At 66.9% G+C, this 23,348-nt stretch carries 15 protein-coding genes and 1 tRNA gene; 11 read left to right on the forward strand and 5 right to left on the reverse strand.

The window, feature by feature from the left end; translation table 11 throughout:
• Nucleotides 1–165: 165 nt before the first annotated feature.
• From mobF to JZ792_RS06045, 4 genes are all read left to right on the forward strand, one after another.
• Nucleotides 166–5,220 (forward strand): MobF family relaxase, encoded by a 5,055-nt coding sequence (gene mobF, locus JZ792_RS06030; RefSeq protein ID WP_216907699.1) that lies wholly within the window; start codon nucleotides 166–168, stop codon nucleotides 5,218–5,220.
• Between the two features lie 1,447 nt (nucleotides 5,221–6,667).
• Nucleotides 6,668–6,907, forward strand: a complete 240-nt coding sequence (locus JZ792_RS06035) for a hypothetical protein (RefSeq protein ID WP_216907701.1) — start codon at nucleotides 6,668–6,670, stop codon at nucleotides 6,905–6,907.
• A 341-nt stretch (nucleotides 6,908–7,248) separates the two neighbouring features.
• Nucleotides 7,249–7,449, forward strand: coding sequence for a helix-turn-helix transcriptional regulator (locus JZ792_RS06040; RefSeq protein ID WP_109528011.1), 201 nt, complete (start codon nucleotides 7,249–7,251; stop codon nucleotides 7,447–7,449).
• 11 nt (nucleotides 7,450–7,460) lie between these two features.
• The gene (locus JZ792_RS06045; protein ID WP_254189390.1) at nucleotides 7,461–8,672 is read left to right on the forward strand and encodes a tyrosine-type recombinase/integrase; all 1,212 of its coding nucleotides are present in this window, start codon (nucleotides 7,461–7,463) and stop codon (nucleotides 8,670–8,672) included.
• Between the two features lie 42 nt (nucleotides 8,673–8,714).
• Here JZ792_RS06045 and JZ792_RS06050 read toward each other — a convergent pair.
• The 3 genes from JZ792_RS06050 to JZ792_RS06060 form a co-directional block, all read right to left on the reverse strand.
• Nucleotides 8,715–8,788: transfer RNA gene (locus JZ792_RS06050), tRNA-Pro, on the reverse strand.
• A 180-nt stretch (nucleotides 8,789–8,968) separates the two neighbouring features.
• On the reverse strand, nucleotides 8,969–9,823 hold the full coding sequence (locus JZ792_RS06055) for a crotonase/enoyl-CoA hydratase family protein (RefSeq protein ID WP_216907947.1): 855 nt from the start codon (nucleotides 9,821–9,823) through the stop codon (nucleotides 8,969–8,971).
• A gap of 398 nt (nucleotides 9,824–10,221) precedes the next feature.
• Complete coding sequence (locus JZ792_RS06060) at nucleotides 10,222–12,051, reverse strand: flavin-containing monooxygenase (protein ID WP_216907703.1); 1,830 nt, start codon at nucleotides 12,049–12,051, stop codon at nucleotides 10,222–10,224.
• Between the two features lie 137 nt (nucleotides 12,052–12,188).
• Between JZ792_RS06060 and JZ792_RS06065 the strand changes: the two genes are divergently transcribed.
• The 7 genes from JZ792_RS06065 (at nucleotide 12,189) to JZ792_RS06095 (ending at nucleotide 20,501) form a co-directional block, all read left to right on the forward strand.
• Nucleotides 12,189–13,478 carry a GAF domain-containing protein gene (locus JZ792_RS06065; protein ID WP_216907949.1) on the forward strand — a complete coding sequence of 430 codons (1,290 nt, stop codon included), beginning with the start codon at nucleotides 12,189–12,191 and terminating at the stop codon, nucleotides 13,476–13,478.
• A gap of 10 nt (nucleotides 13,479–13,488) precedes the next feature.
• Entirely contained in the window at nucleotides 13,489–14,703 is a 1,215-nt protein-coding gene (locus JZ792_RS06070; protein ID WP_216907706.1) for a transcriptional regulator, read from the forward strand.
• 115 nt (nucleotides 14,704–14,818) lie between these two features.
• The gene (gene adh, locus JZ792_RS06075) at nucleotides 14,819–16,336 is read left to right on the forward strand and encodes an aldehyde dehydrogenase (RefSeq protein WP_216907708.1); all 1,518 of its coding nucleotides are present in this window, start codon (nucleotides 14,819–14,821) and stop codon (nucleotides 16,334–16,336) included.
• Nucleotides 16,336–16,731, forward strand: coding sequence for a DUF779 domain-containing protein (locus JZ792_RS06080; protein WP_216907710.1), 396 nt, complete (start codon nucleotides 16,336–16,338; stop codon nucleotides 16,729–16,731). The genes adh and JZ792_RS06080 overlap by 1 nt, the downstream gene beginning before the upstream one ends.
• Nucleotides 16,732–16,827: 96 nt before the next feature.
• Nucleotides 16,828–17,907 (forward strand): alpha/beta hydrolase, encoded by a 1,080-nt coding sequence (locus tag JZ792_RS06085; protein ID WP_216907712.1) that lies wholly within the window; start codon nucleotides 16,828–16,830, stop codon nucleotides 17,905–17,907.
• An 86-nt stretch (nucleotides 17,908–17,993) separates the two neighbouring features.
• Nucleotides 17,994–18,980: an alpha/beta hydrolase gene (locus JZ792_RS06090; RefSeq protein ID WP_216907714.1), complete on the forward strand. Its 987-nt coding sequence runs from the start codon at nucleotides 17,994–17,996 to the stop codon at nucleotides 18,978–18,980.
• 99 nt (nucleotides 18,981–19,079) lie between these two features.
• Nucleotides 19,080–20,501 (forward strand): carotenoid oxygenase family protein, encoded by a 1,422-nt coding sequence (locus JZ792_RS06095; RefSeq protein WP_216907716.1) that lies wholly within the window; start codon nucleotides 19,080–19,082, stop codon nucleotides 20,499–20,501.
• A 3-nt stretch (nucleotides 20,502–20,504) separates the two neighbouring features.
• Here the strand turns inward: JZ792_RS06095 and JZ792_RS06100 are convergent, their stop codons facing one another.
• Nucleotides 20,505–20,816 (reverse strand): Rieske (2Fe-2S) protein, encoded by a 312-nt coding sequence (locus JZ792_RS06100; RefSeq protein ID WP_216907718.1) that lies wholly within the window; start codon nucleotides 20,814–20,816, stop codon nucleotides 20,505–20,507.
• The gene (nirB, locus tag JZ792_RS06105; RefSeq protein WP_438804296.1) at nucleotides 20,813–23,329 is read right to left on the reverse strand and encodes a nitrite reductase large subunit NirB; all 2,517 of its coding nucleotides are present in this window, start codon (nucleotides 23,327–23,329) and stop codon (nucleotides 20,813–20,815) included. The genes JZ792_RS06100 and nirB overlap by 4 nt, the downstream gene beginning before the upstream one ends.
• Between the last annotated feature and the right edge of the window lie 19 nt (nucleotides 23,330–23,348).

Here is a 23,348-nt window from a genome sequence, read left to right on the forward strand (position 1 = left end):
CTCCTCCCCCGCGCCCACCCTCACATCCACACATTTTCCAAGCGCAGACCTGGTGCACGGCGGATAACGAACCGGACACGCCGAACCGATGCTGGCCAGCATCGGTACAGACTGCATCACCAAAGTTACTGGCGTAGAGATCTTCTGGTCCGGTCTCATGGAGTGGTGACGGCGACCCTGCACAAAATCACCGCAGGTGACGGCTACGAGTACTACACCCGACAAGTCGCGGCGCACGACGCCTCCGACCGGGGCCGTTCTCCGCTGGCCGACTACTACTCCGCACGCGGTGAGACACCAGGGACATGGCTCGGTTCGGGACTGGCGGGACTCACGATCACCTACCGCGACCGCAAACCCGATCCGGCCCCTTCGGACCCCTCGCTGGTCGATGACGAGGTCAAGACCGATCCCGCTCCGCTGGTCGATGAGGACGACGCCTTTCCCGTGCGCGAGGTCGCGGCGTCGCGGGTGAATGTCGGTGACGTCGTCACCGAGGAGCAGATGCTGGCCCTGTTCGGATTGGGGATCCACCCACAGGCCGACGCGATCACCGGCGAGATCGTCGCCCTCGAACTCGCGTGCGGCGCCACACGCAAGATGGCCGAGCGCGCGGCGGAGAAGGCCTCCCGGCTGGGGCGCCGATTCCAGGTCTTCAACGACGACAACGCGTTTCGTCGGCAGTGCGCACGCGCGTTCTCCGAGTACAACACCGACCTGGGCCTCGCCGCCGACGACCCGGTGCCCGACGAGGTCCGTGCACGTATCCGGACCGCGGTCGCGCGTGGCATGTTCCGGTACGAGCTCGCACGCGATCCGCTCAACGAACGCGAGTTGTCGGGGTGGATCGCGCGCAACAGCCGCCAGAACACGACCGCGGTGGCGGGGTACGGGTGGTGTTTCACCCCGCCGAAAAGTGTGGCGGTGCTTTGGGCATTGGCGCCGCCCCGGGAATCGGAACTGATCGCGCAGGCTCACCGTTTGGCGGCCCTCGACGGGTTCGGCTACCTCGAATCGCAGGCGACCTACACCAGGAAAGGGAAGAACGGGGTGAGACAGGTCGATGTCGACGGGCTGATCGCGGCCAGTTTCGAGCATCGTGACTCCCGCAGTGGTGACCCGGATCTGCACACCCACATCGTGGTCGCGAACCGGGTACGTGCCCTCGAAGACGGTCAGTGGGGCACCCTGGACGGGACGATGTTCTATCGGGCCAAGGTCACAGCGAGCGAAATCTACAACACCCGCCTCGAGCATCATCTCGAAACCCTGCTCGGACTGCGGTTCGCGCCACGACCGGGCACCAACCCCAGCAAACGACCGATCCGCGAGATCATCGGCGTCGATGTCGCGTTGATCAAGCACTTCTCCCAGCGCAACGCCGCGGTCATCTCGCGGCTGGGTCAGTTGACCGTGGAATTTCAGCAGCAGCTCGGCCGCGATCCGACCAGCCGGGAGATGTACGGGCTCAGCCAACGCGCGACCCTCGAGACCCGCCCGCACAAACACGCTCCGCGATCACTGTCCGAGCAGCGCGAGATGTGGCGCCGGCAAGCCGAATCGGTACTCGGAAGCAGTGACGCGGTCACGGCCATGCTGACACGAGCCTTGACGCCCAGGTCGGTGACTCGTCCGCAGATCAGCGTGAGGTGGATCGTCGAATGCGCCGAGCAGGTGATCGACACGGTCTCCGGGGAAAGGTCGACCTGGCGGCGAACCCATGTCCGCAGCGAAGCCGAACGCCTCACCCGTGGGCGGGTCCATCCCGACCTGTGGCCGCAGGTCGTCGAGGCAGTCGTGGACCAAGCGCTGGCACCGACACAGTCGGTGCCACGCGGTGACCCGAACCGTGCCGCCGAGCCCGCGTTACGCAACCCACCGGAGGTGTTTCGGCGAGCCGACCGCACCAGCGCGTTCACCGCAGTGGGAGGTCCGATCTACAGCTCGGTGGAGATTCTTTCCACCGAAGCGCAGTTGATCTCGATGATCACCGAATCCCGCGGCCGCGTGGTCCCGGGGCCGGTGGTCGAGGCCGCGATCGCCGCCTATAACGACCACCCCGCTCACCGCGACCGCCAACTCAACCAGGGCCAGGAGGCGGTCGTGCGCGGGTTCGCGACCTCCGGACTCGGTATCCAGATCACCGACGCCCCGGCGGGCACCGGGAAAACCACGGCCATGACGGTGCTGACGAGTGCGTGGCTGGCCTCGGGCGGCACCGTGTGCGGGCTGGCGCCGACCGCGAAAGCCGCCGGTGAACTGAGTGCCGAAATCGCGGCGCCGGTCAATACCGTGGACAAATTCCTGCACGTCCTCGACAGCCACACCCCCACCTTAGAATCGATAGTCTTCGACTCCGATCGGCCTCCACCGTCGCTGCCGCAGTGGATCCTCGACATCGATGAAACCACCCTGGTCATCATCGACGAGCACGTCCAGATCCCCGACCTGGCACGGCTACGCGTGCTGATCTTCATGCTCGGACGCGGTGCCACTGTGCGACTACTCGGTGACCAGTGGCAACTGCAATCCATCGACGCCGGTGGCAGCGCCCGCGACATGATCGCCGTCGCCGGCGCCGATGTCTTGACACTGACCGATGTAGTGCGCTTCGCCGACAATGCCGAAGCCGCCGCGAGCCTGGCGATCCGCGAGGGAAATTCGGCCGGGCTGGGTTTCTACCTCGACCGTGACCGCGTCCGAATCGGCAGCCCCGCCTCGGTGGTCAACGGTGCCTTCCACGCGTGGCTGGCCGACCATCTCGCCAGGCGCGACACCATCATGCTCGCCTCCACCCACGCCGTCGTCGACGAACTCAACGCCCTCGCCCGCGAATACCGGCTCAGCGGAATGCCCGATCCCGGCCTCGAGGTCGCACTCGGCGACGGCCGATCCGCCTCGGCGGGTGACACGATCCGCACCACCCTCAACAACCGTCAATTGACCGTCGGCAACGACGACTTCGTGCGCAACGGCTACCAATGGACCGTCACCTCCGTACGCCCGGACGGCTCGATCGTCGCGGTTCGTCAACTACCCCACCGCCGACACGGCGAGGCCGTGTACCTCCCCGCCGACTACGTCGCCGCGAACACCCGATTGGGCTACGCGGCCACGATCGGCTCGGTGCAAGGGGTCACGGTCGACACCAGCCACACCGTGCTCACCGGCAACGAGAGCCGCTACCAACTCTACGTCGCCACCACCCGCGGACGCTCGGCCAATCACCTGTACGTGACCACCTCTCTGAACGGCACACCCGAGGAATCGTTCTGGACCGAACGCGCGGTACTCCCCCCGACCGCGACCGACATCCTCGTCGCCATCCTCGGCCGCGACGCCACCGCCACCTCGGCACACACCGAACTACGACGCACCATCGACCCGCTACTACGGATAGGACGCGCCGCCGACGTCTACGCCGAAGCCCTCGCCGTAGCCAGCGAACACGCCCTCGGCACAGACGCCATGGCGCGACTGGACGCCGACGCCGAAACCCTGCTCCCGACACTGACTTCCGGCCCCGCATGGCCGGTACTACGCCAACATCTGGCGACCCTGGCCCTGTCCGGACACAACCCCGTCCACGCACTACGCGACGCGATCGCAAGCCGCGAACTCACCACCGCAGACAACATCGCCGCCGTACTCGATTGGCGCCTCGACACCAGCGGCCAACACTCCGCACCCCCAGGACCATTACCGTGGCTTCCCGGAATCCCCCACGCACTCACCCACCACTCGGAATTCGGCGAATATCTGTCCGCGCTCGCCCGCATCGTCACCGACCTCGAACGTCAACTGCGACACAGCGCAAGGGATTTCACCTCCTCGAACGCGCCGACATGGGCACGCCCGCTGCTCGACGCCGATCCTGAACTGCTCGCCGATCTGGTGGTGTGGCGCGCGGCCACCCGCGTCGCCACCCAGGATCTACGCCCGGCCGGACCGCCACGTCACACTGTCATCGAACGACGACACCACCACCGCCTCGTGCTGCGCGCCAACGAAGCCATCGGCGAGGCCAACCTCGCCGCCACGCACTGGGCCGCCACGGTCAAACAACTCGACGACCGCATCACCGACGACCCCTTCTGGCCCGTCCTCGCCACTCACCTCGACAACGCCCACCGCGCAGGCATCGACATCGACGCACTACTCACCCAAGCCGCCGCCCCTCGCCCGCTGCCCGACGACATGCCCGCAGCCGCCCTCTGGTCGCGCCTGGACCTCGACCCCGAAACCCTGTCAACCTCCACGGAGTCCGACAACGGGCTACCACCAGACCCCAACCCCGGTGACATCGTGGAACTTTCGACAACTACCCCACCCGCGAGCAGCCGACCTGACCACACCGGCTCGGGCTTCGAGGCCACCGCGATATCAATCCCCGCCCCGCACGTCATGAACGTCGCCCCCCGACCCGCGGAACTCACCGAAGACACTGGTACCGCAGACCGTCGCGACCATGTCGACGCGACCGCGCCCGAGGATGCCGCCGAACCCGCGGCAAGTCTGGAAACCGACACCGAACCCGCATCGGCACTGTCCCGACTCACCGACGCAGAACTCGCCCAGCGGATCTCCGAACTCACTCGGCACATCGCCGGGATCATCCAACTCGACGCCGCCGTATTCGCGCCGCCACCCCCGGAGACCCCGCAGCGACAACGCCATCACGACGTAGCCGCGATCGACGCCATCGCCCTCGCGCGTACCGCTGCCACCGAACTGAGCGCCGTCCAAGCCCGCGTCGACGACCTCACGCGTTCGATTTCCACCACGGCACAACGCAGAATCACAGCCACGCGCCGCGAACGACGCGGACTCGACACCCAACTCACCACACTGCGCACCGACAAACAGGCACTGCTGACCGAGCTCGACCACGCACGCCACGACGAACGCGCCGCTCGTCGACACGCAGAGTTACTCGCCGGACCTGCCCACGAATGGGACGCCACCCTCAGCACCCTGCGGAGCCGCCTTGAACAGGACGCGCCCAAGCCCCGGCCGAACTTGGTCGTCGCAGGCGATACCTACCTCGTCGCCGAGAAAGAACAGCTCGCCGCTCTGCGCGCCGAACGCGACCGACGCGGACACCTCGACATACCGCCAGCCACCGATTCGGCCATCAGCAATCTCACGACATCCACTACCCCCGAGCGCGACCCACTCCCCGAACCTGCCCCTGACTACGGAATCGACCCACTGTTCTGACTCCGCCGCCACACGGCGACCCAACTGTCGGCCAGATCTATCAGGGCCCTACCAATGAGAACGAGCCGCGGCCATGTGTCAGACGGACATGTTCGCGTCGCCAGCCCATCCCGCTGAGCGCCACCCAAAAGTCACGACCGGCCGCCGGTAATGACCACACATCGCGGCCCTCAAGAAACGTCCGCACCAATTGCTTCATCAAGGCAATCTGCCCGGCGTCGCTGCGGAAACCAAGCGCCGACCGCTAGACCTTGATCGCGTTTGTGACCTTCGCCATAGATCCGACAATTTTTATACAGTTGGCACGGCACTGAGGAGTAGCAGCCACAGGTGTCCACGTTCGAGCCCAGAGCCACTTACAGTTCGATGGCAACGGTTGCCCGACGATCACTGATTCCGTTCAGCAGCGCACGAAATGCCACGCCTCCGCCAATGGCCGCCGAAGTATCGACATCCAACCGAACAGAATCGTGAGGCTCGCCCCGCGGTCAAAAGTGCGGTAGCGGCGTCTACGTAGTCGATTCGATGACCGCGTCCTCAGGACTCTTCGACCGTACGCGGCGGAACAGACGTGATCGACACACGAGTCGACCTGCTCGATCTCGTTGGTGGCGAATCCGCCACCCGGGAGGAGACGGCGTTGACGCCTCTCGCCGCCCAGACCAGCCGCACTCTCGTTCGGTGGCAGAAAAGTCCATCCGGACTACTTCCATAGGCCGACGGACGCCGCAGCCACACAGCAAAGCGAATATTGCCAACTATTAGCAGGACCAGCTGAAGAGCTCACGACCACCGACATCCACCCATTTAGGCCGCAGCCAAAAGTCCCCCAATTTGGGGGGAATTTCCCATTGAAATGCACCCGCTGCGGGGCAGTTACGAACCGAAGGCACCCAGGCCGGGTGTCTTTTCGGCTTTCTTGACCAAACGCGAAAAGTATTGAATGCTCGCAATATCGCTAAACTGCGAGCGAGAGTCTCCAAATGTGTTGCCAGATAGCCGCTACTCGACAAGCACTTCCATAACCGCCCCAGCCAAGAGAGCTCGAGACAGGTGGACCCCGAGCCCCGCCGACCAGCCGCACAGGCTGCAACGCAGTCGATTTCCCCGGGAGGACAACCCGATGCCGCCACACTCAGAAGACCCCATTCCGACATCCCGCACCTCTGGGATGCGGATGGCGAAGCGCCTCCATCGGTGCACGCCGTCGACCGGGAGAATCCACCAGGAGCCGCCCGACCACAGCGGGGCAATCGGCTTCAACGGCAGGTCGAAGCCGAGCCGAACTCCCGACGCCCCCGGCCTGCCGCTCGATCAGCTGACGCCGCCTGATTCCTTCGTCATTGGCGAACTTCACTGCGCCACAACTACTGTCGATGTCAATGGCCGACTCGGGAGCCGCTCGACGCTTCGAGCCCTCGAATGGATACCGGGCCAACCCGTATCGTTGAGAACCGATCGCGGCCTGCTCATCGCCCGAGCAGCAGAACGCGCCCGATGGGCAGTCGGCGCGACCGGCTACTTGCATCTGCCTGCCACGATGCGTCGCGAATGCGATATCGGCACCGGTGATCACGTATTCCTCGCGGCCGTAGTCGATCACGCACTGCTGGTCGTGTATTCCTTGCCCGTTCTGGAGGAAGCGCTCGCCGCGCAGAGGGCCGACCTTTGGGGCAGACGGTCGTGAAGCCCTACGGCTCTGCGCCACCCTGCATCTGGACGACCGCCGCGAAACAGCTGTCGGCGGCCTCATCGGCTTCACGTCTCACCTGGTCCGCCCGGGCTCCAGCGTCTACACCGGCCATTTGCGCACACCGAATCCACAGAGCCGTCGCGGCTACGCTAGCCGCCGGAACGTCATCGAAACAGACTGCGGTGTAGAGGATCCGAATGGACCCTTCTCTCGAGTTCGGTGCGCGCGCCCTCCGTCGAAGGCCGCGGGATCGCCTCGATTTCGATGACAGCACCAGCAACAGGAACACTCGTCGAGCCAGCAACAGCGTGAGAGATCAGAACTGCGAGGTCAGGATGAATGAACAGGAGTGCTACACCACCGAAGAGGTCGCCAGACTGCTTCGGGTGGACGAATCGAGTCTGCGGCGTTGGCGTACCGCTCGCCCACCCCAGGGACCGCCGTTCATACACCTATCGGCGCGTGTGACGCGCTATCTGCGAGCCGACGTCGAGGAGTACATGCGCCGCCACCGTATCGATCCGATGGCAGCGTGATGGATACCAGCATGGTTCACGTGGTCCCGCTCGGGGTCCAGATTCGCGCCGATATCGAACAGCGCGACAGAGCTAAACCGTTCCGCGCTCGCGTCCGCTGGACCGATCCCGCCACCAAACAACGGCCATCGAAGTCACAGGCCTTCGATACTCGTGAGGAGGCCGAGGAATGGGTGAACCGGATTCGGCAAGCCGCCGCCCGCGGCGTCGATCCGATCGCCGCCACGGCCACCCTCGCGGACTACGGGACAGCGAACTGGGCCACCGCCATGAGAGGTCTGGAAGACAAGACCATCGGTCATGCCTATCTCCCGGCGTGGCAGCGGCGAATCGTTCCGGCGATCGGACACCTGCCCGTCACCATGATCACCGCCGGAGTCGCCGATCGCACGGTCATGAAATGGATCGCCGACGGGGTCAGCAAGTCCGCGGTCAAGAACGGATTGGCCGCACTGGCAAGAGTGCTCGACCAAGCGGTCCGCGACGAGGTGATCGAACGCAATCGTGTGGAAGTCGTAGGCTGGCAACGCCAGTACGAACGCTACGAAGACGAACTCGACGACCCTCGATCACTGGCACTGCCGGACTGGGCCACCTTGACCACGCTCGCTGACTCGCTGGTGTCCGCCTCGACCGACGGCTACCGAGGATGGGGCGATGTCGTGATCTTCGCGGCCTGCACCGCGGTCCGCATCGGGGAAGTCGCCGGATGCAGAGTCGGCGACATCGACACCAGCGAATGGGTGTGGCGACTACGACGACAGACCTCGCCCGGTCCCGGAGGCTTGAAAGACAAAGGCACGAAAGGAAAGAGATCCCGCAGAATCCCCATCATCGAGGACATCCGCCCCCTGGTACTCAAACGGATCGACGCCTCCAACGGCAAGACCGACGCCCGACTGTTCGTCGGACCACGCGGCGGCCGGATCCAAACCGGAGTACTCCAGAAGGCCACACACTGGCACGAGGTGGTCACCAAACTCGGATACGAACACCTACGCCGCCACGACCTACGCCACACCGGCCTGACATGGCTCGCCGACGCCGGAGTCCCCCTACATCGGCTCCAACAGATCGCCGGACACACCGACCCCCGGATCACCCAACGCTACCTACACCCCGACATCGAATCGCTCCAGAACGACGGCAACCTGCTCACCATCCACCTACGAGCCCCGCAAAGGTCCCCGAATGGTCCCCAACTACGAGTGGTCGGACAATGACAAAACCCCTCCCGATGCTGGTCGGAAAGGGTTTTGCAACTGTCGGGCTGACAGGATTTGAACCTGCGACCACCTGACCCCCAGTCAGGTGCGCTACCAAGCTGCGCCACAGCCCGTTGCCCCCGCTCGGCGGGTGCTTGACGAGGTTACCCCATCACCCCCCTGCTGGACCAAATCGGCTGGATGCGGCACGGCGGGGCGCGGTTGACGTGCGAGGAAGGCGATCTCGTTATCGATATCGGGCGGCATGGAATCGGGCTCGACGGACCGAATAGGTAGCAGCAAAAGCGGACCTGTCAGTGCGACGGCCGAAATGGCGGGACGGCGAGGTCGGGGCCGAAGATGTCCGGTACGTCGCGGTCGACGCTGTCGGGGAATCGGGCTGGCCGTTTTTCCAGGAAGGACGAGACGCCTTCCAGGGCGTCGGCGCTGGCGCCGCGGGAGAGGAGGGCGCGGGATTCGATGCGGTGGGCGATCATCGGGTGGTCGGCTCCCAGTCCGCGCCAGAGCATTTGGCGGGAGAGGGCGACGGAAACGGGGGCGGTGTCGTCGGTGAGGCGGCGGGCGAGGGTGTCGGCCTGGGCGAGGAGGGTTTCGGCGGGGTGTAAGGCGTAGAAGAGGCCGGCGGTGAGCGCCTCTTCGGCGTCGACGAGGCGGCCGGAGTAGACCCAGTCGAGTGCGGTCTGCATCGGGACGAGGCGGGGTAGGAACCAGCTGGAGCAGGATTCGGGGACGATGCCGCGGCGGTTGAAGACGAAGCCGATGCGGGTGGTGTCGGCGGCGAGGCGGAAGTCGGCGGCGAGGGTCATGGTGATGCCGACGCCGACGGCGGGGCCGTTGATGGCGGCGATGACGGGTTTGCGGAATTCGAACATGCGCAGGACGACTTCGCCGCCGATGTCGCGGAAGTCGTCCGGGTCGCCGGGGTCGGCGACGAAGGTCTGCGCGCCCGCTGAGAGGTCCGCGCCCGCGCAGAAGGCTCGTCCGGCGCCGGTGAGGACGACGGCGCGGATCCGGTCGTCGCGGTCGCAGGTGTCGAAGGCCTCGATCAGTTCGTGTGCCATGGCGGTGGTGAAGGCGTTGAGCTGTTTCGGGCGGTCGAGGGTGATGGTGGCGATGGCGTCGGTGACATCAAGGCGAATATCGGGCATGGCGGTCAGCATGCCATTCGGGCGGGCGCGGTCGACCCGGTTCGGTACGTGGGCGGCGGGCACCGCGGGGGATGGTTCCACCACGCGCGGCGGGGCGGGTCAGCGTATTCGGCATCAATACGACCGGTCATCGGTGGTCGTCCTTCGAAGCACTGTTCCACTTCGCCGAGTCGCTGTTCTGCCTACGGTGTACCGCCCCGCCGATCGACGTCGAGTCCTCGTCGCCCACTCCACCGGCCGGTTCGGCACGGCGAGCCCGTGATCGTCGAGGATTTCATCTGAGGTGACGACTTGCTCGCGGGACGGCTTTCTACCGTGCAGAGGCGGTCGCTGCCCTGGATCGTCGGACAGATAGGTATGGGTGATCGAGATCGGAAACCGCATGTGCGGTGGGCTTTTCAGCTGCGATGGTGCACTTCCTGGAGTCCGTACACCGGTGTCGGAATGCTCTCGTATCGGGCTTTCAATTGCAGTGCGAGGTACAGCGAATAGTGCCGGGACTGGTGCAGGTTGCCGCCGTGGAACCAGAGTCCTTCCTGCTGTGTCGGCTTCCACATGTTGCGGAGTTCGCCTTCCCACGGTCCGGGGTCCTTGGTGGTGCCCGATCCGTAGCCCCAGCATTTGCCGACTTTGTCGGCGACGTCCTGTCCGATGAGGTCGGCGGCCCAGCCGTTCATCGATCCGTAGCCGGTCGCGTAGACGACGAGGTCGGCGGGGAGTTCGGTGCCGTCGTCGAGGACGACGGCGGTTTCGGTCAGCTCGCGCACTTCCCCGTGCGCGAGGGTGATGTCGCCGTCGGCGACCATTTCGGCGGCGCCGACGTCGATGTAGTAGCCGGAGCCGCGGCGCAGGTATTTCATGAAGAGTCCGGAATCGTCGTCGCCCCAGTCGATTCGGAATCCGGCGCGTTCCAGTCGTCGATAGAATTCGGCGTCGCGTTCGCCGATGGCGCGGTAGAGGGGGCGCTGGAATTCGGGCATGAGGCGGTAGGGCATCGAGGCGAAGGCGAGATCGGCTTTGTCCGTGGTGATTCCGGCGTCGATCGCACGTTCGGAGTACAGGTCGCCGAAGACGTGGTCCATCAGTGACTCGGATTTCACGACGTGGGTCGAGGAGCGCTGCACCATGGTGACCGAGACGGCGCCCGTTTCCCACAGGGCGGCGCAGATGTCGTGCGCGGAATTGTTCGAACCGATGACGACCGCGCGTTTGCCGGCATAGCCGTCGGGGCCGGGGTGGGCGCTGGAATGGTGCTGGTCGCCCATGAAGCGGTCCATGCCGGGGAAGTCGGGGATATTCGGTTTGCCCGACATTCCGGTGGCGAGTACCAGGTGCCGGGGCCGGAGTTCGACGGCCGCGCCTTCGCGTTCGACGGCGACGGTCCACTCCCCCGCGAGGTCGTCGTAGCGGGCGGAGGTGCAGGTGGTCGACGACCAGTACGGGACCTCCATCACCGTGGTGTACATCTCCAGCCAGTCGGCGATCTTGTCCTTGGGCGCGAAGACGGGCCAGTTGTCGGGGAACGGGAGGTAGGGCATGTGGTCGTACCAGACGGGGTCGTGCAGGCACAGCGATTTGTAGCGTTTTCGCCACTGGTCGCCGGGTCGGTCGTGGGCGTCGACGACCAGGGCGGGCACGCCGAGCTGGCGCATGCGGGCGCCGAGCGCGATACCTGCCTGGCCGCCGCCGACGATCAGGGTGTAGGGCTGGCGGGTGTAGCCGAGTTCCCGGTCTTCCAGGGCGCGCTGTTCGGACCAGGTGACCCGGCTGGGGTCCGCGCCGTGTCGCACTCCGGTGGGGCGGCGGGTTCGGGTTCCCTCCTCGAAACCTTTCAGTTCCCGCAGGGCGGTGAGCAGGGTCCAGGCGCCGCCGTCGGCGAGTCGCAGGTGTCCGGCGCCGCGGCCCGCGGCGGTCTCGAAGCCGATCCAGGCGGTGACGACGCCGTCGTTCTCGGTCGGCGGCTCGGTGGTGTGGAATCCGGAGGGGTTGGTGGCATCGAGATCGGCGTGTAGCAGATCGGTGATGGCGGCGCGGCCTTCGACGGTGGTGATGTTCCAGGTGAAGGCGATGAGGTCGCGCCAGAAGCTGTCGGTGGCGAACAGGGCGGCGGCGGCATCGGCGTCGCGGGCGGCGAGTGCGGTCTCGAAGGCCGCCAGCCAGGCGTCGACGCGCTGCTGTGGCGTGGAGGCCGCCGGATCGCGCACTATGTGATCGAGCGTCTGGGTCATGGATACTCCTCGGCATGGATCTGTGAGCTACAGCACAGCGCATGACGCGTAATGTCACAATCGTTGCAACGCGTTGCGACCGACGCGGGCAAGACCCGGTTGTGCGACCGGGACCGCACGGACGAGGGATGAAGATCGTGGGTGACTTCGCCGCCATCGAACCCGGTACCGACCTGTCCGGTTACGCCCGCCAGCTGATCCGGATGCACGGCGCGTTGATCGGCGGCAGCCGGTCGCCCCTGCGGCCGCGGCCTCTCGTCGGCAGATCGTGGTCTCGCGCGCTGGACGCGGGGCTCGCGCCCGACCACACGAACGCACGCGCGGTGCTCGGATTCGACGAGGTGGAGATCCGTCGACGTACCTCGGTACTGGCCGATGTCGTCGACGATATGCGGAATGTGATCTTCGGCGTCGGTGACGACTCGAATATGCTGCTCGTCGTCGCCGACGCCGAGGGGGTGGTGCTGTGGCGGCACGGTTCGACGCGAGTTCGCCGCCAGGCCGACACGCTCGGCTTCCAGGAGGGGACGCGGTGGAGCGAGGCCGCGGTCGGCACCAACGGCATCGGCACCGCGATCACGGAAGCCGCTCCGGTGCAACTGTTCTCGGCGGAGCATTTCGAACGCAACCAGCATCCCTGGTATTGCACGGGGGCGCCGGTGCACGATCCGCGGACCGGGGATCTGCTCGGCATCATCGACATCAGCGGGCCCGCGCTCTCGCTGCATCCGGCGGTCACCGCGCTCGTGGCGACCTCGGCACGGCTCGCGGAGACGCAACTGTGGCGTCATCACGAGGACAGGCTCGAACGATTGCGGACCTCGGCGGGGCCGGTGATGGCCGCGTCCACGGGGCCCGCGCTGGTGGTCGATGACGACGGGTGGGTCGCGCACGCGGTCGGTGTCGCGCCGGTCCGGCGGATCCCGGTGCCGCGCACGGGCAAGGCAGTGAGCGTGCCGGGGCTGGGCATGTGTGTCGCGGAGCAGATCGTCGACGGCTGGCTCGTGCGCCCGGAAGCGGGCGGCCTGACGGTGCGCGTCGAACTGGCGCTGACCGATCCGCCGACCGTCGCGGTGCAGGGCAGCGGGTCGGGCTGGCGCAGCGCCGTCTCGGTGCGGCACGCGGAAATTCTTGTATTGCTTCATCTTTCGGGTCGACTGGGGATGACAGTGACGCAGCTGAGCCAGGCGTTGCACGGCGACCCCGATCACGAGGTCGCGGTCAGGGCGGAGATCTCACGACTGCGCCGGATCCTGGGATCCGTACTGGCGAGCAGGCCGTATCGCTTGGCGGACGGCGTCGAGCTGTCGGTGAGCTATGGCGATGCCGAGGGTTTGGCGGGTTCGGATTTCATCCGTCGGGTGGCCGGGGCCGATGTGCGGGCGTTCGCGATGGCCGGTGGCCCCGGCCTGCCCGGCGAGATGTGAGGGGCGACCGTTGGCGCAACGTCGGATCCTGTCCCAGCAGCGAGCCGCGCTGGAGGACGCGTGGGCACGGTGGCTGACACGCGGGGCGGAGGGCGTGCCCGCCGGTGATGACGCGCCCCCACGCGGCGAGGTCGAGCGGTCGTGGCAGCGATCGCTGCGCACCGTGGATCCGGCGCGGGACTGCGCGCCCAGCGCCGGGGATATCGACGCGCGATGGGCCGACTCGGCCTTGCGGGCGCCGGTCACCGAGCTGACCGGGGAATTGCGCAGCATCGCCGACGACGCCGATTTCGTGGCCGCGGTGACCGACGAGACGGGCACGATCCTGTGGTCCTACGGCGGCCGGGTGATGCGGCGGCGGGCGGAGCGGGTGAATTTCGCGCCGGGCGGGCAGTGGGACGAACCGCATATGGGCACCAACGCGCTGTCGCTGGCGTTGCGGACCGATCAGCCGCACACCGTCTTCTCCGCCGAACATCTGGTGGCCGCCCTGCACGGGTGGGTCTGCTACTGCGCGCCGATCCGGGCGGCGGACGGTCGTCAACTCGGTGTGCTCGACCTGTCGACCACGTGGGATCGTTCGCATCCGCTGGCGATATCGACGGTGCGGACGTTGGCGACCGCCATCGAGAGCAAATTGCAGACGCGCAGCGCGATGGCGTCCGGGGTGACGCTGCGATGTCTCGGGACCGGCGGTCTGACACGCGACGGGGTGCCGGTCCGCTTGCGTCCGCGGCACCTGGAGATCCTGGTTCTGCTCGCGCTCGACCCGGAGGGGTATTCGCACGAGCGATTGCATTTCGCGATCTATGGCGATCGGCCGGTCGGGGCGAGCACGTTGAAATCGGAGATGTCGTATCTGCGGCGTGCGACCGGCGGTGACATAACGAACCGGGTCTATCGGCTGGTCAGTCCGATTTCCTGCGACGCGGTCGATGTGGCTGCGGCATTGGCCGCGGGCGATACGGCCACGGCGGTGCGGCTCTATCGCGGTCCGCTGCTGCCGGGGTCGGAGACGCCGGGGATCCTCGGATGGCGGCAGTTCCTCGAGGTCGGTGTGCGGACCGCGGTGTTGTCCAGCGGCGAGGCGGAGTTCGCGCTGCGCTACGGCCGGTACGCGCCCGACGATATCGAGGTGCACGAACACGCCCTGCGGCTGCTGCCCGAACACGACGCGCGGCGCGCGGTGGCGGCGGCCCGTTCGCACCACGCGCTGCGCGACTGAGTCGCGACCGGATCGCGCGGCAGTTCTCCTCAACGTTTCCTCAACCCTCGCCGACGATAGTGACACCCGTCACGGCATCCACCGTGTACCAGCACTCGTCGAGGAGTTATCCGCAATGATCTACGCAAAGCCGGGGACCGACGGCAGCATCGTCGATTACGCAGCCCGATACGAGAATTTCATCGGCGGCGAATGGCGCGCGCCGGTGGAAGGACGCTACTTCGAGAATCCCTCCCCCATCGACGGGGCCACGTTCTGCGAGGTCGCGCGTTCCTCGGCGGCGGATGTCGAACTCGCGCTCGATGCCGCGCATCGGGCCGCGGACGCGTGGGGGCGGACCTCGACCACCGAGCGCGCCAATATCCTGAACCGGATCGCCGACCGCATCGAGGAGAATCTCGAAGCGCTCGCGGTGGCCGAGACCTGGGAGAACGGGAAACCGGTCCGGGAGACGCTCGCCGCCGATCTGCCGCTCACGGTCGACCATTTCCGGTATTTCGCCGGTGCGCTGCGCGGTCAGGAGGGCGCGATCTCCCAGATCGACGCCGACACGGTCGCCTACCACTTCCACGAACCGCTCGGCGTCGTCGGGCAGATCATCCCGTGGAATTTCCCGATCCTCATGGCGACGTGGAAACTCGCGCCAGCACTCGCCGCGGGCAACTGCGTGGTCCTCAAACCCGCGGAGCAGACTCCGGCGTCGATCCTGAAGGTGGTCGAACTCATCGCGGATCTGCTTCCGCCGGGAGTTCTCAACGTGGTCAACGGATTCGGTGTCGAAGCCGGTAAACCGCTGGCCTCGAGCAGCCGGGTCGCGAAGATCGCCTTCACCGGCGAGACGACCACCGGCCGACTGATCATGCAGTACGCCAGCGAGAACATCATCCCGGTCACGCTGGAACTCGGCGGCAAGAGTCCCAATATCTTCCTGCCCGATGTGATGGCCGCCGACGACGAATTCCTGGACAAGGCGGTCGAGGGATTCGTGATGTTCGCCCTCAATCAGGGTGAGGTCTGTACCTGTCCGTCACGCGCGCTGATCCATTCGTCCATCTACGACGAATTCATGGCCCGGTGCGTGGAGCGGACCAAGGCCATCGTGAGCGGCAATCCGCTCGACGAGGCCACCATGATCGGGGCCCAGGCCAGCAACGATCAGTTCGAGAAGATCATGTCCTATATCGATATCGGGCGAAAGGAAGGCGCCGAGATCCTGACCGGCGGCAATCCGCGCAAGGTCGCGGACTTCCCGGACGGCTTCTATGTGGAACCGACGATCTTCAAGGGCCGCAACGATATGCGGATCTTCCAGGAGGAGATCTTCGGACCGGTCGTCTCGGTGACGACCTTCGATTCCACCGACGAAGCGCTCACCATCGCCAACGACACGCTCTACGGCCTCGGCGCGGGATTGTGGACGCGGGATATGAACACCGCCTATCGGTTGGGCCGCGAGATCAAGGCGGGCCGGGTGTGGACCAATTGCTACCACGCGTATCCGGCGCACGCCGCGTTCGGCGGATACAAGAAGTCGGGGATCGGCCGGGAGAATCACAAGATGATGCTGGAGCACTACCAGCAGACCAAGAATCTCCTGGTCAGCTATTCGCCGAATAAACTCGGCTTCTTCTGATGCCGGAGGATGTCCGTCGCGTCGAACTCACCGGATCGGCCGAGGAGATGCTGCGGACGCTGATCGGGGCGCACGGTGCGGTGATGTTCCATCAGTCGGGTGGCTGCTGCGACGGCAGTTCCCCGATGTGTTATCCCCGGGGTGAATTCCGGGTCGGCGCGTCGGATGTCCTGCTCGGATATGTCGCCGAGCAGACGCCGTTCTGGATGAGCGCCGATCAGTTCGCGTACTGGCAGCACACCCATCTCACGATCGATGTGGTGGCCGGGCGCGGCAGCGGGTTCTCGTTGGAAGCGCCGGAGGGTGTGCGATTCCTGATCCGCTCGCGGTTGTTCACCGACGACGAGGTGGCGGCGCTGCGCCCACCGCCGACCGGGGCCGAGCAGGTGTATTGAGCGCGCGGGTCCGCGGCCGGGCGACCGGTCGCGGACCCGCGGATATTCGGGTGGCCGGTAGCATCCGGGTCTGTACCGCAGACGAACGAGGTGCCCGTGACGGTCGAAACTTCTCTCCCACCCGAGCGGGTCGGCACCCGTATCGCCGTCGCGGCCGTGCGCGGACTGCTGCGACTGCCCCGGGGCGTGAAACGTGCGATGGCGGGGCCGGTGATCGTGCGTGACGGCCGGGAACTGGATCTCGACGCACAGATGATCATGCGCGTCACCGGGCTGTTCTCGCGTCGGTCGACCGATCCCGCGGTCGGGCCTGCCCGGCGGCGAGCGCAGGCGCTGCGGATGTCGGCGATCGGGGCGGGGTACCGCGCGGTCGTCGACGTCACGGAGACGACGGTCGCGGGGTCGGCGGGGCCGCTGGCGGCGCGGGTGTACGACCCCGGTCACGCGGATGCCGTGCTCGTGTATTTCCACGGCGGCGGCTGGGTGATCGGCGATCTCGACACCCACGACGGATTCTGTCGAACCCTGGCCCGCCGCGGCGGAATTCGGGTCGTCGCTGTCGACTATCGGCTCGCGCCCGAGCATCCGTATCCCGCCGCCATCGATGACGCCGAATCCGCGTTCCGCGATATCGTCGGGCGCGCGGGCGAATTCGGTGTCGCGGCCGAACGGGTCGCGGTCGGGGGCGATAGTGCGGGCGGATATCTCGCGGCGATGCTGTGTCAGCGGGTACTCGCCGACGGTGGCCCGAATCCGCTGCTGCAATTGCTGATCTATCCGCCGACCGAACTGACGGGGAAATCGGAATCACGCGCGACGTTCGCGGAGGGTTTCGCGTTGACCCGCCACGATATCGACTTCTACGACAATTGTTTCCTGGCGCCGGAGATCGATCGGGCCCGACCGGATGTGTCGCCGTTCTACGCGGAGTCGACGGCGGGACTTCCGCCCGCCGTGGTCGTCACCGCGGGTTTCGATCCGCTGCGTGACGAGGGCGAGGCGTATGCCGAGCGCCTTCGGGCCGACGGCGTGTCGGTGGTACTGCGCCGTTTCGACGGATATATGCACGCCTTCGTCAACAACGCGCTGGCCTTCGGCGCGGCGGTGGCGGAAATCGCCGGATTACTCGCGGGCGCCGTTCCCGCCGAATCACGCGATACCGCCGCGGAGTCGTAGCGCGAACCGAGCAATTCTTGCGTGCTTCCCCCGGATAATGCCGCCCTACCCATAGGCTCGGGTCGGCACGGTATACGCGCGCCGGAATGCCGTCACGGAAGGACAGCGCTGTGGAGAGGCCGCTCTATTACCGGGATCAGTCCGATTGGCGGGCGCTGCAACGCTATCTGCCGTCGCGGCTGCGTCTGAACGATGCGACGGCGCCGACCGAGGATTTCTGGGAATGGCGCGGCAATACCGTGCACCTGGACCGCTATCCCGATCCGGAGGCCCCCGCGAAGGTGGTGTTGCATCACGGCGTCGGCACCAACGGCAGGCAGATGAGCCTGATACTGGGTGCGCCGCTGGCGCGGCGCGGATTCGAGACGGTCGCCATCGACAATCTGGGCTACGGGCTGACGACGACGCGGCCAGGCGCGGTGCACTCCTATGACGACTGGGTCGATCTCGTCGTGGATTTCCTGGCATTCGAGCGGACCAGGGACGACCGGCCGATCGTGCTGTTCGGACTCAGCGCGGGCGGCATGCTGGCCTATCACGTGGCGGCGAAGGCACCCGCCGAGACATTACGCGGCCTGGTCGGCACGACATTTCTCGATCAGCGCGAACAGAAGGTGCGCGACAGCACCTCGCACGACATCGTCCAGTCCCGACTCGGGCTGCCGTTCCTCGGTCTGGTGGCCAAGACCCCGGCGGCCGGGGTCGAATATCCGATGCGACTCGGTGCGAAGATGTCGGCGCTGGTCAACGATCGCGGTGCGCTGCGCGTGATGACGCGGGACAGGACCTCGGGCGGCAATTGGGCCTCGGCGCGTTTCCTGGCCACCTACAGCACCTATACCCCCGCGGTGGAGCCCGAGCAATTCGACGCGTGCCCGATTCTGCTGACCCAGCCGCACCGGGATCGCTGGTCGCCGCTACCGCTGAGCGAATGGTTCCTCTCGCGCGTCACCCACGTTCCGGTGCGCACCGTGCTGCTCGACGACGCCGGTCACTATCCGATCGAGGACGCGGGACTTCGACTGCTCGAGGACGCGGTCGCCGATTTCACTACGGAGGTCTGCGCGCCCTGACCGGACGCCGGGATTCCCTCGCGCGGGAATTTCCGGCATCGTGGACGGTGAGCGACCGGCACCCGGGCCGTGCCGGCACCGGCCAGCACGAGGAGTCGTATGACCACCGCATCCCCGGCTCCACCCCCGGTGAACATGGTCGGGCACGCCCACCTGTCGGGCGTATTCGCGCCGCAGCGAACCGAGGTCGACGTGGACGAGTTGGCCGTGGTCGGTGAGCTCCCCGCGGATCTGGACGGCACCTATTTCCGCAACGGACCCAATCCCAGGTTCGATCCGATCGGGCGGTACGTGTACCCGCTCGACGGTGACGGCATGGTGCACCGGCTGCGCATCGGTGCGGGGCGTGCCGGGTACTCCAACCGATTCGTGCGCACGCCGATGGTGCTCGCGGAGGAGAAGGCGGGCCGCGCACTGTGGGGCGGGATCACCGATACGTACTCCCCCGGTCCGGATCTGGTCGGACCGGAGTTGGCCGGGACCAGCCGTCAGCTGCCCGATATCAATGTGGTCGCGCACGGCGGGCGGTTGCTGGCGATGGCGGAGAGCGATCTGCCCTACCGTCTCGACCCCGCCGACCTGGCCACCCTCGGCCGTACCGACTGCGACGGAGCGATGGCGCTCGGCAGCACCGCGCATCCGAAGATCGATCCGGCGACGGGTGAGCTGGTGCTGTTCACCTACCGGTTGCAGGCCCCGTACCTGGCGTGGTCGGTGCTGGGTCCGGAGGGGTCGACGCGGCGGGCGCCGACCGCGATCGAGGGGGTCGACGAGCCGGTCATGGTCCACGACATGGCGTTGACCGCGCGCTACATCGTGCTGTTCCTGTGTCCGCTGGTCTTCGACATACCGGGCATGCTGCGCGGTGCGTCACTGCTGGACTGGCGGCCCGCGCGGGGCACGCGGATCGCGCTGATCCCCCGCGACGGCACGGCGGTGCGGTGGGCCGAGACCGATGCGTTCTGGGTGTGGCATTTCGCGAACGCCTACGACGAGGCCGACGGCACCGTCGTGGTCGACTACGTGCAGTGGGCCTACCCGGGCGGGCTGGCCGATGTCGACACACCGCAACGCGGCGGGCTGGTGCGCGCGGTACTCGAGCCGCGCACCGGGGGCGTCGATCGCACCGAACTCGCGATGCGGCCGGTCGAATTCCCCCGCATCGACGACCGGGACCTCACCGCGCGGCATACCGTGATCGCCACCGCGGGCACCTCAGGCACCGACCGGACCAGGGACGCGCTGATGTTCCTCGATCCGCGGCGCGGCACCGAAATATGGTGGAACGCGGGCCCTTTCGCGGTCGGCGAGCCGGTTTTCATGCCGGGTGAGCGGCACGCGTACTGGGGCACGCTCGGCACCGATCTGCGCGATATGACGTCCTGGTTCCATATCCTGGCCGCGCAGGACCCCGCGGCGGGTCCGGTGGCCTCGATCCGGATGCCGATCCGGGTGCCCGCGGGATTGCACGGGTCCTGGCTGCCGTCCGACAGTGATCTGCTCGATCCCGGGGAGCGATGAGAGTCAGGTGACGCCCGCGACGCGGATGGCGCCGTCGGTGTCCACCGTCGCCCGATACGCGCACACCCCCGGGCCGCCGCCGGTCTCCGCCCCGGTGGCCAGGTCGAAGGCGCGGCCGTGCAGCGGGCACACGACGACGTGGTTGTCGGCCAGTCCGTCGGCGAGCGGGCCGCCCAGATGCGGGCAGACCGCGTCGAGGGCGCGCACGGTGCCGTCGCGCAGCCGGTAGACGGCGACCTGCGTTCCGTCGACGGCGTACGCGCGGCCCTCGCCGACCGGGATCTCGTCCAGATGCCCGACGATGTCGCCGGTCATCGGATCGGCACCTGAGGCAGCACCGTCAGCGGCAGCGAGGTGCGGAATTGTCCAGGGGTGCTGGGTTCTTCGCCATCCTTCCACGGGTCGCGGTAGGCCTCGACCGCCTTCTGCATCTCGGCGTCGAGGCGGGCCGCGTCGCCGTCGCGATCCTCGACGACGACCGCGCGGATCACGTCGATGCCGACACGCGGCACCCAGGCGTAGGTCCGTTCGAGCCAGTTGGCCTGTTCGCGGTAGTACTGGAGGAAACGTCCGGCCAGTTCGATGACACGTTCCGGGGCATCGACGGTGGCGAGCAGGTCGCCCTTGCGGATATGCGCGCCCGCCGCGCCGCCGACGTAGATCTCCCAGCGTCCACCGTCGACGGCGACGACGCCGAGGTCCTTGCACAGCGCTTCGGCGCAGTTGCGCGGGCAGCCGGTGACGGCCAGTTTCATCTTCCCCGGACCGGCGATACCCTGGAATCGCTGTTCGAGCGCGATGCCGAGCGCGGTGGAATCGCCGACCCCGTAGCGGCAGAAGTCCGATCCCACACAGGTTTTCACGGTGCGGAAACTCTTGCCGTAGGCGAAACCCGACGGCATGTCGAGATCGGCCCAGACGTCGGGCAGATCCTCTTTGCGCACACCGAGCAGATCGATGCGCTGCCCGCCGGTCACCTTGATCATCGGGACCGCGAATTTGTCGGCGACGTCGGCGATCTTGCGCAACTGGGCGGAATCGGTGACCCCGCCCTTCATCTGCGGCACCACCGAGAACGTGCCGTCGCGTTGGATATTGGCGTGCACCCGATCGTTGACGAACCGGGCGTCGCGTTCGTCGATGAATTCATCGGACCACATCATCTGCAACAGCGAGGCCAGTCCCATCTTGGAATTGGCGTCCTCGCGGCCGTCGGGGGCGAGTGCGGCGAAAACCGAAGAGACCGAATGCAATCGGAGCTCCCTGATCAGCCGCATCAGTTCCGGTTTCTCGTAGGGGACGCCGGGCACGTACCAGCGCGCCGACGGATCCTCGGCGATCTCGCCGCCCGCCGCCCATTCCACGATCTGGGCGACGAGGCTTTTGCACGATCCGCATCCCTTGCCCGCCTTGGTCGCGGCCATCACGCCCGCCACCGTCTGCTGGCCGCCCTGTACGCAGCCGACCAGCGTGGCCTTGCTGACGCCGTTGCAATTGCAGACCTGGGTGTCGTCGGCCAGTTCCGCGACGCCGACCTCCACGTCCGGGGTGCCGATATCGAACATCAGCGAGATGCGCTCCTCGGGCAGCGGCAGGCCGCGGTCGAACGCCTGGGTCAGGAACGCGACCTTGCGGACGTCGCCGACGAGGGTGGCGCCGACGAGTTTGCCGTCGCGCACCACGATGGTCTTGTAGACGCCGTGTTTGGGCTCGGAGAACTGGACGAACTCGTCGTCGGGATGTTCGGGCGCCTTGAGCCCCATCGCCGCCACGTCGACCCCGGCGACCTTCAGCTTGGTCGCCATCCTGGAACCGTGATAGGCCGCGCGGCGGTCGGCGCCGGTGAGATGGTCGGCGAGCACTTTGGCCTGGTCCCAGAGCGGGGCGACCAGGCCGTAGACCTGTCCGCGGTGCTGGGCGCATTCGCCGACGACGTAGATGTCGTCGGCGTCGATCGAGCGCATGTGGTCGTCGACGACGATGGCGCGCTCGACGGTCAGGCCCGCGCGCTGGGCCAGACCGACGTTCGGCCTGATCCCCGCGGAGACGACGAGCATGTCGCAGGGGATCTCGGTGCCGTCGGCGAAGGCGACGCCGGTGATCTGGCCGTCGCGGGAGAGCACGCGTTTGGTGCTCTGTCCGGTACGGACCCGGATCCCCAGATTCTCGACCGACCTGCGGACGATCTCGCCCGCCGCCGTGTCCAGCTGGGCGTTCATGAGCGTCATCGCCGAATGCACGACGTCGACCTCGAGGCCGCGGTGCTGGAGGCCGCGCGCCGCCTCCAGTCCGAGCAGACCGCCGCCGATGACGACCGCCTTCTTCCGCCCCGCCGCGTAATCGATCATCGCGGTGCAGTCGTCGAGGCTGCGGAATCCGAAGATGCCCGCCGTGAGCGTTCTGTCGTCGGCCCACATGCCGTCCATGGGCGGGAAGAACGACCGACTGCCGGTGGCGAGGATCAGCCGGTCGTAGTGCAGCGTGGTGCCGTCGTCGGCCTGGACCACCCGGGCGAAACGGTCGATGCGGACCACGCGGCCGCCTGCCCGCAGGTCGATATCGTTGTCGGTGTACCAGTCGAGCGGGTTCAGGAAGATCTCGTCGGTGCCCTCCGATCCGGCGAGCACATTGGACAGCAGGATGCGGTTGTAGTTGCCGTAGGGTTCGTCGCCGAAGACGGTGATGTCGAACATCTCCCGTCCGTCGCGCGAGAGGATCTCCTCGATGGCGCGCACCCCGGCCATCCCGTTGCCGACGACCACCAGACGGGCTTTCGCCGTCGGTGACGCGCCGTTGCCGGTGCCGGATGCGGTCATGGTAGCGGTCATCGCACGGTCCTTCCCACGA

It is taken from the genome of Nocardia noduli (assembly GCF_019038455.1).
Classification (GTDB): domain Bacteria; phylum Actinomycetota; class Actinomycetes; order Mycobacteriales; family Mycobacteriaceae; genus Nocardia; species Nocardia noduli.

What these genes read in the sequence shown, in the direction of transcription:
- JZ792_RS06040 (WP_109528011.1), top strand. Translation starts at nt 7,249, where the DNA reads ATGAATGAACAGGAGTGCTACACCACCGAAGAGGTCGCCAGACTGCTT.
- JZ792_RS06045 (WP_254189390.1), top strand. Translation starts at nt 7,461, where the DNA reads ATGGTTCACGTGGTCCCGCTCGGGGTCCAGATTCGCGCCGATATCGAA.
- JZ792_RS06055 (WP_216907947.1), bottom strand. Translation starts at nt 9,823, where the DNA reads ATGCCCGATATTCGCCTTGATGTCACCGACGCCATCGCCACCATCACC.
- JZ792_RS06060 (WP_216907703.1), bottom strand. Translation starts at nt 12,051, where the DNA reads ATGACCCAGACGCTCGATCACATAGTGCGCGATCCGGCGGCCTCCACG.
- adh (WP_216907708.1), top strand. Translation starts at nt 14,819, where the DNA reads ATGATCTACGCAAAGCCGGGGACCGACGGCAGCATCGTCGATTACGCA.
- JZ792_RS06080 (WP_216907710.1), top strand. Translation starts at nt 16,336, where the DNA reads ATGCCGGAGGATGTCCGTCGCGTCGAACTCACCGGATCGGCCGAGGAG.
- JZ792_RS06090 (WP_216907714.1), top strand. Translation starts at nt 17,994, where the DNA reads ATGCCGTCACGGAAGGACAGCGCTGTGGAGAGGCCGCTCTATTACCGG.
- JZ792_RS06095 (WP_216907716.1), top strand. Translation starts at nt 19,080, where the DNA reads ATGACCACCGCATCCCCGGCTCCACCCCCGGTGAACATGGTCGGGCAC.
- JZ792_RS06100 (WP_216907718.1), bottom strand. Translation starts at nt 20,816, where the DNA reads ATGACCGGCGACATCGTCGGGCATCTGGACGAGATCCCGGTCGGCGAG.
- nirB (WP_438804296.1), bottom strand. Translation starts at nt 23,329, where the DNA reads ATGACCGCTACCATGACCGCATCCGGCACCGGCAACGGCGCGTCACCG.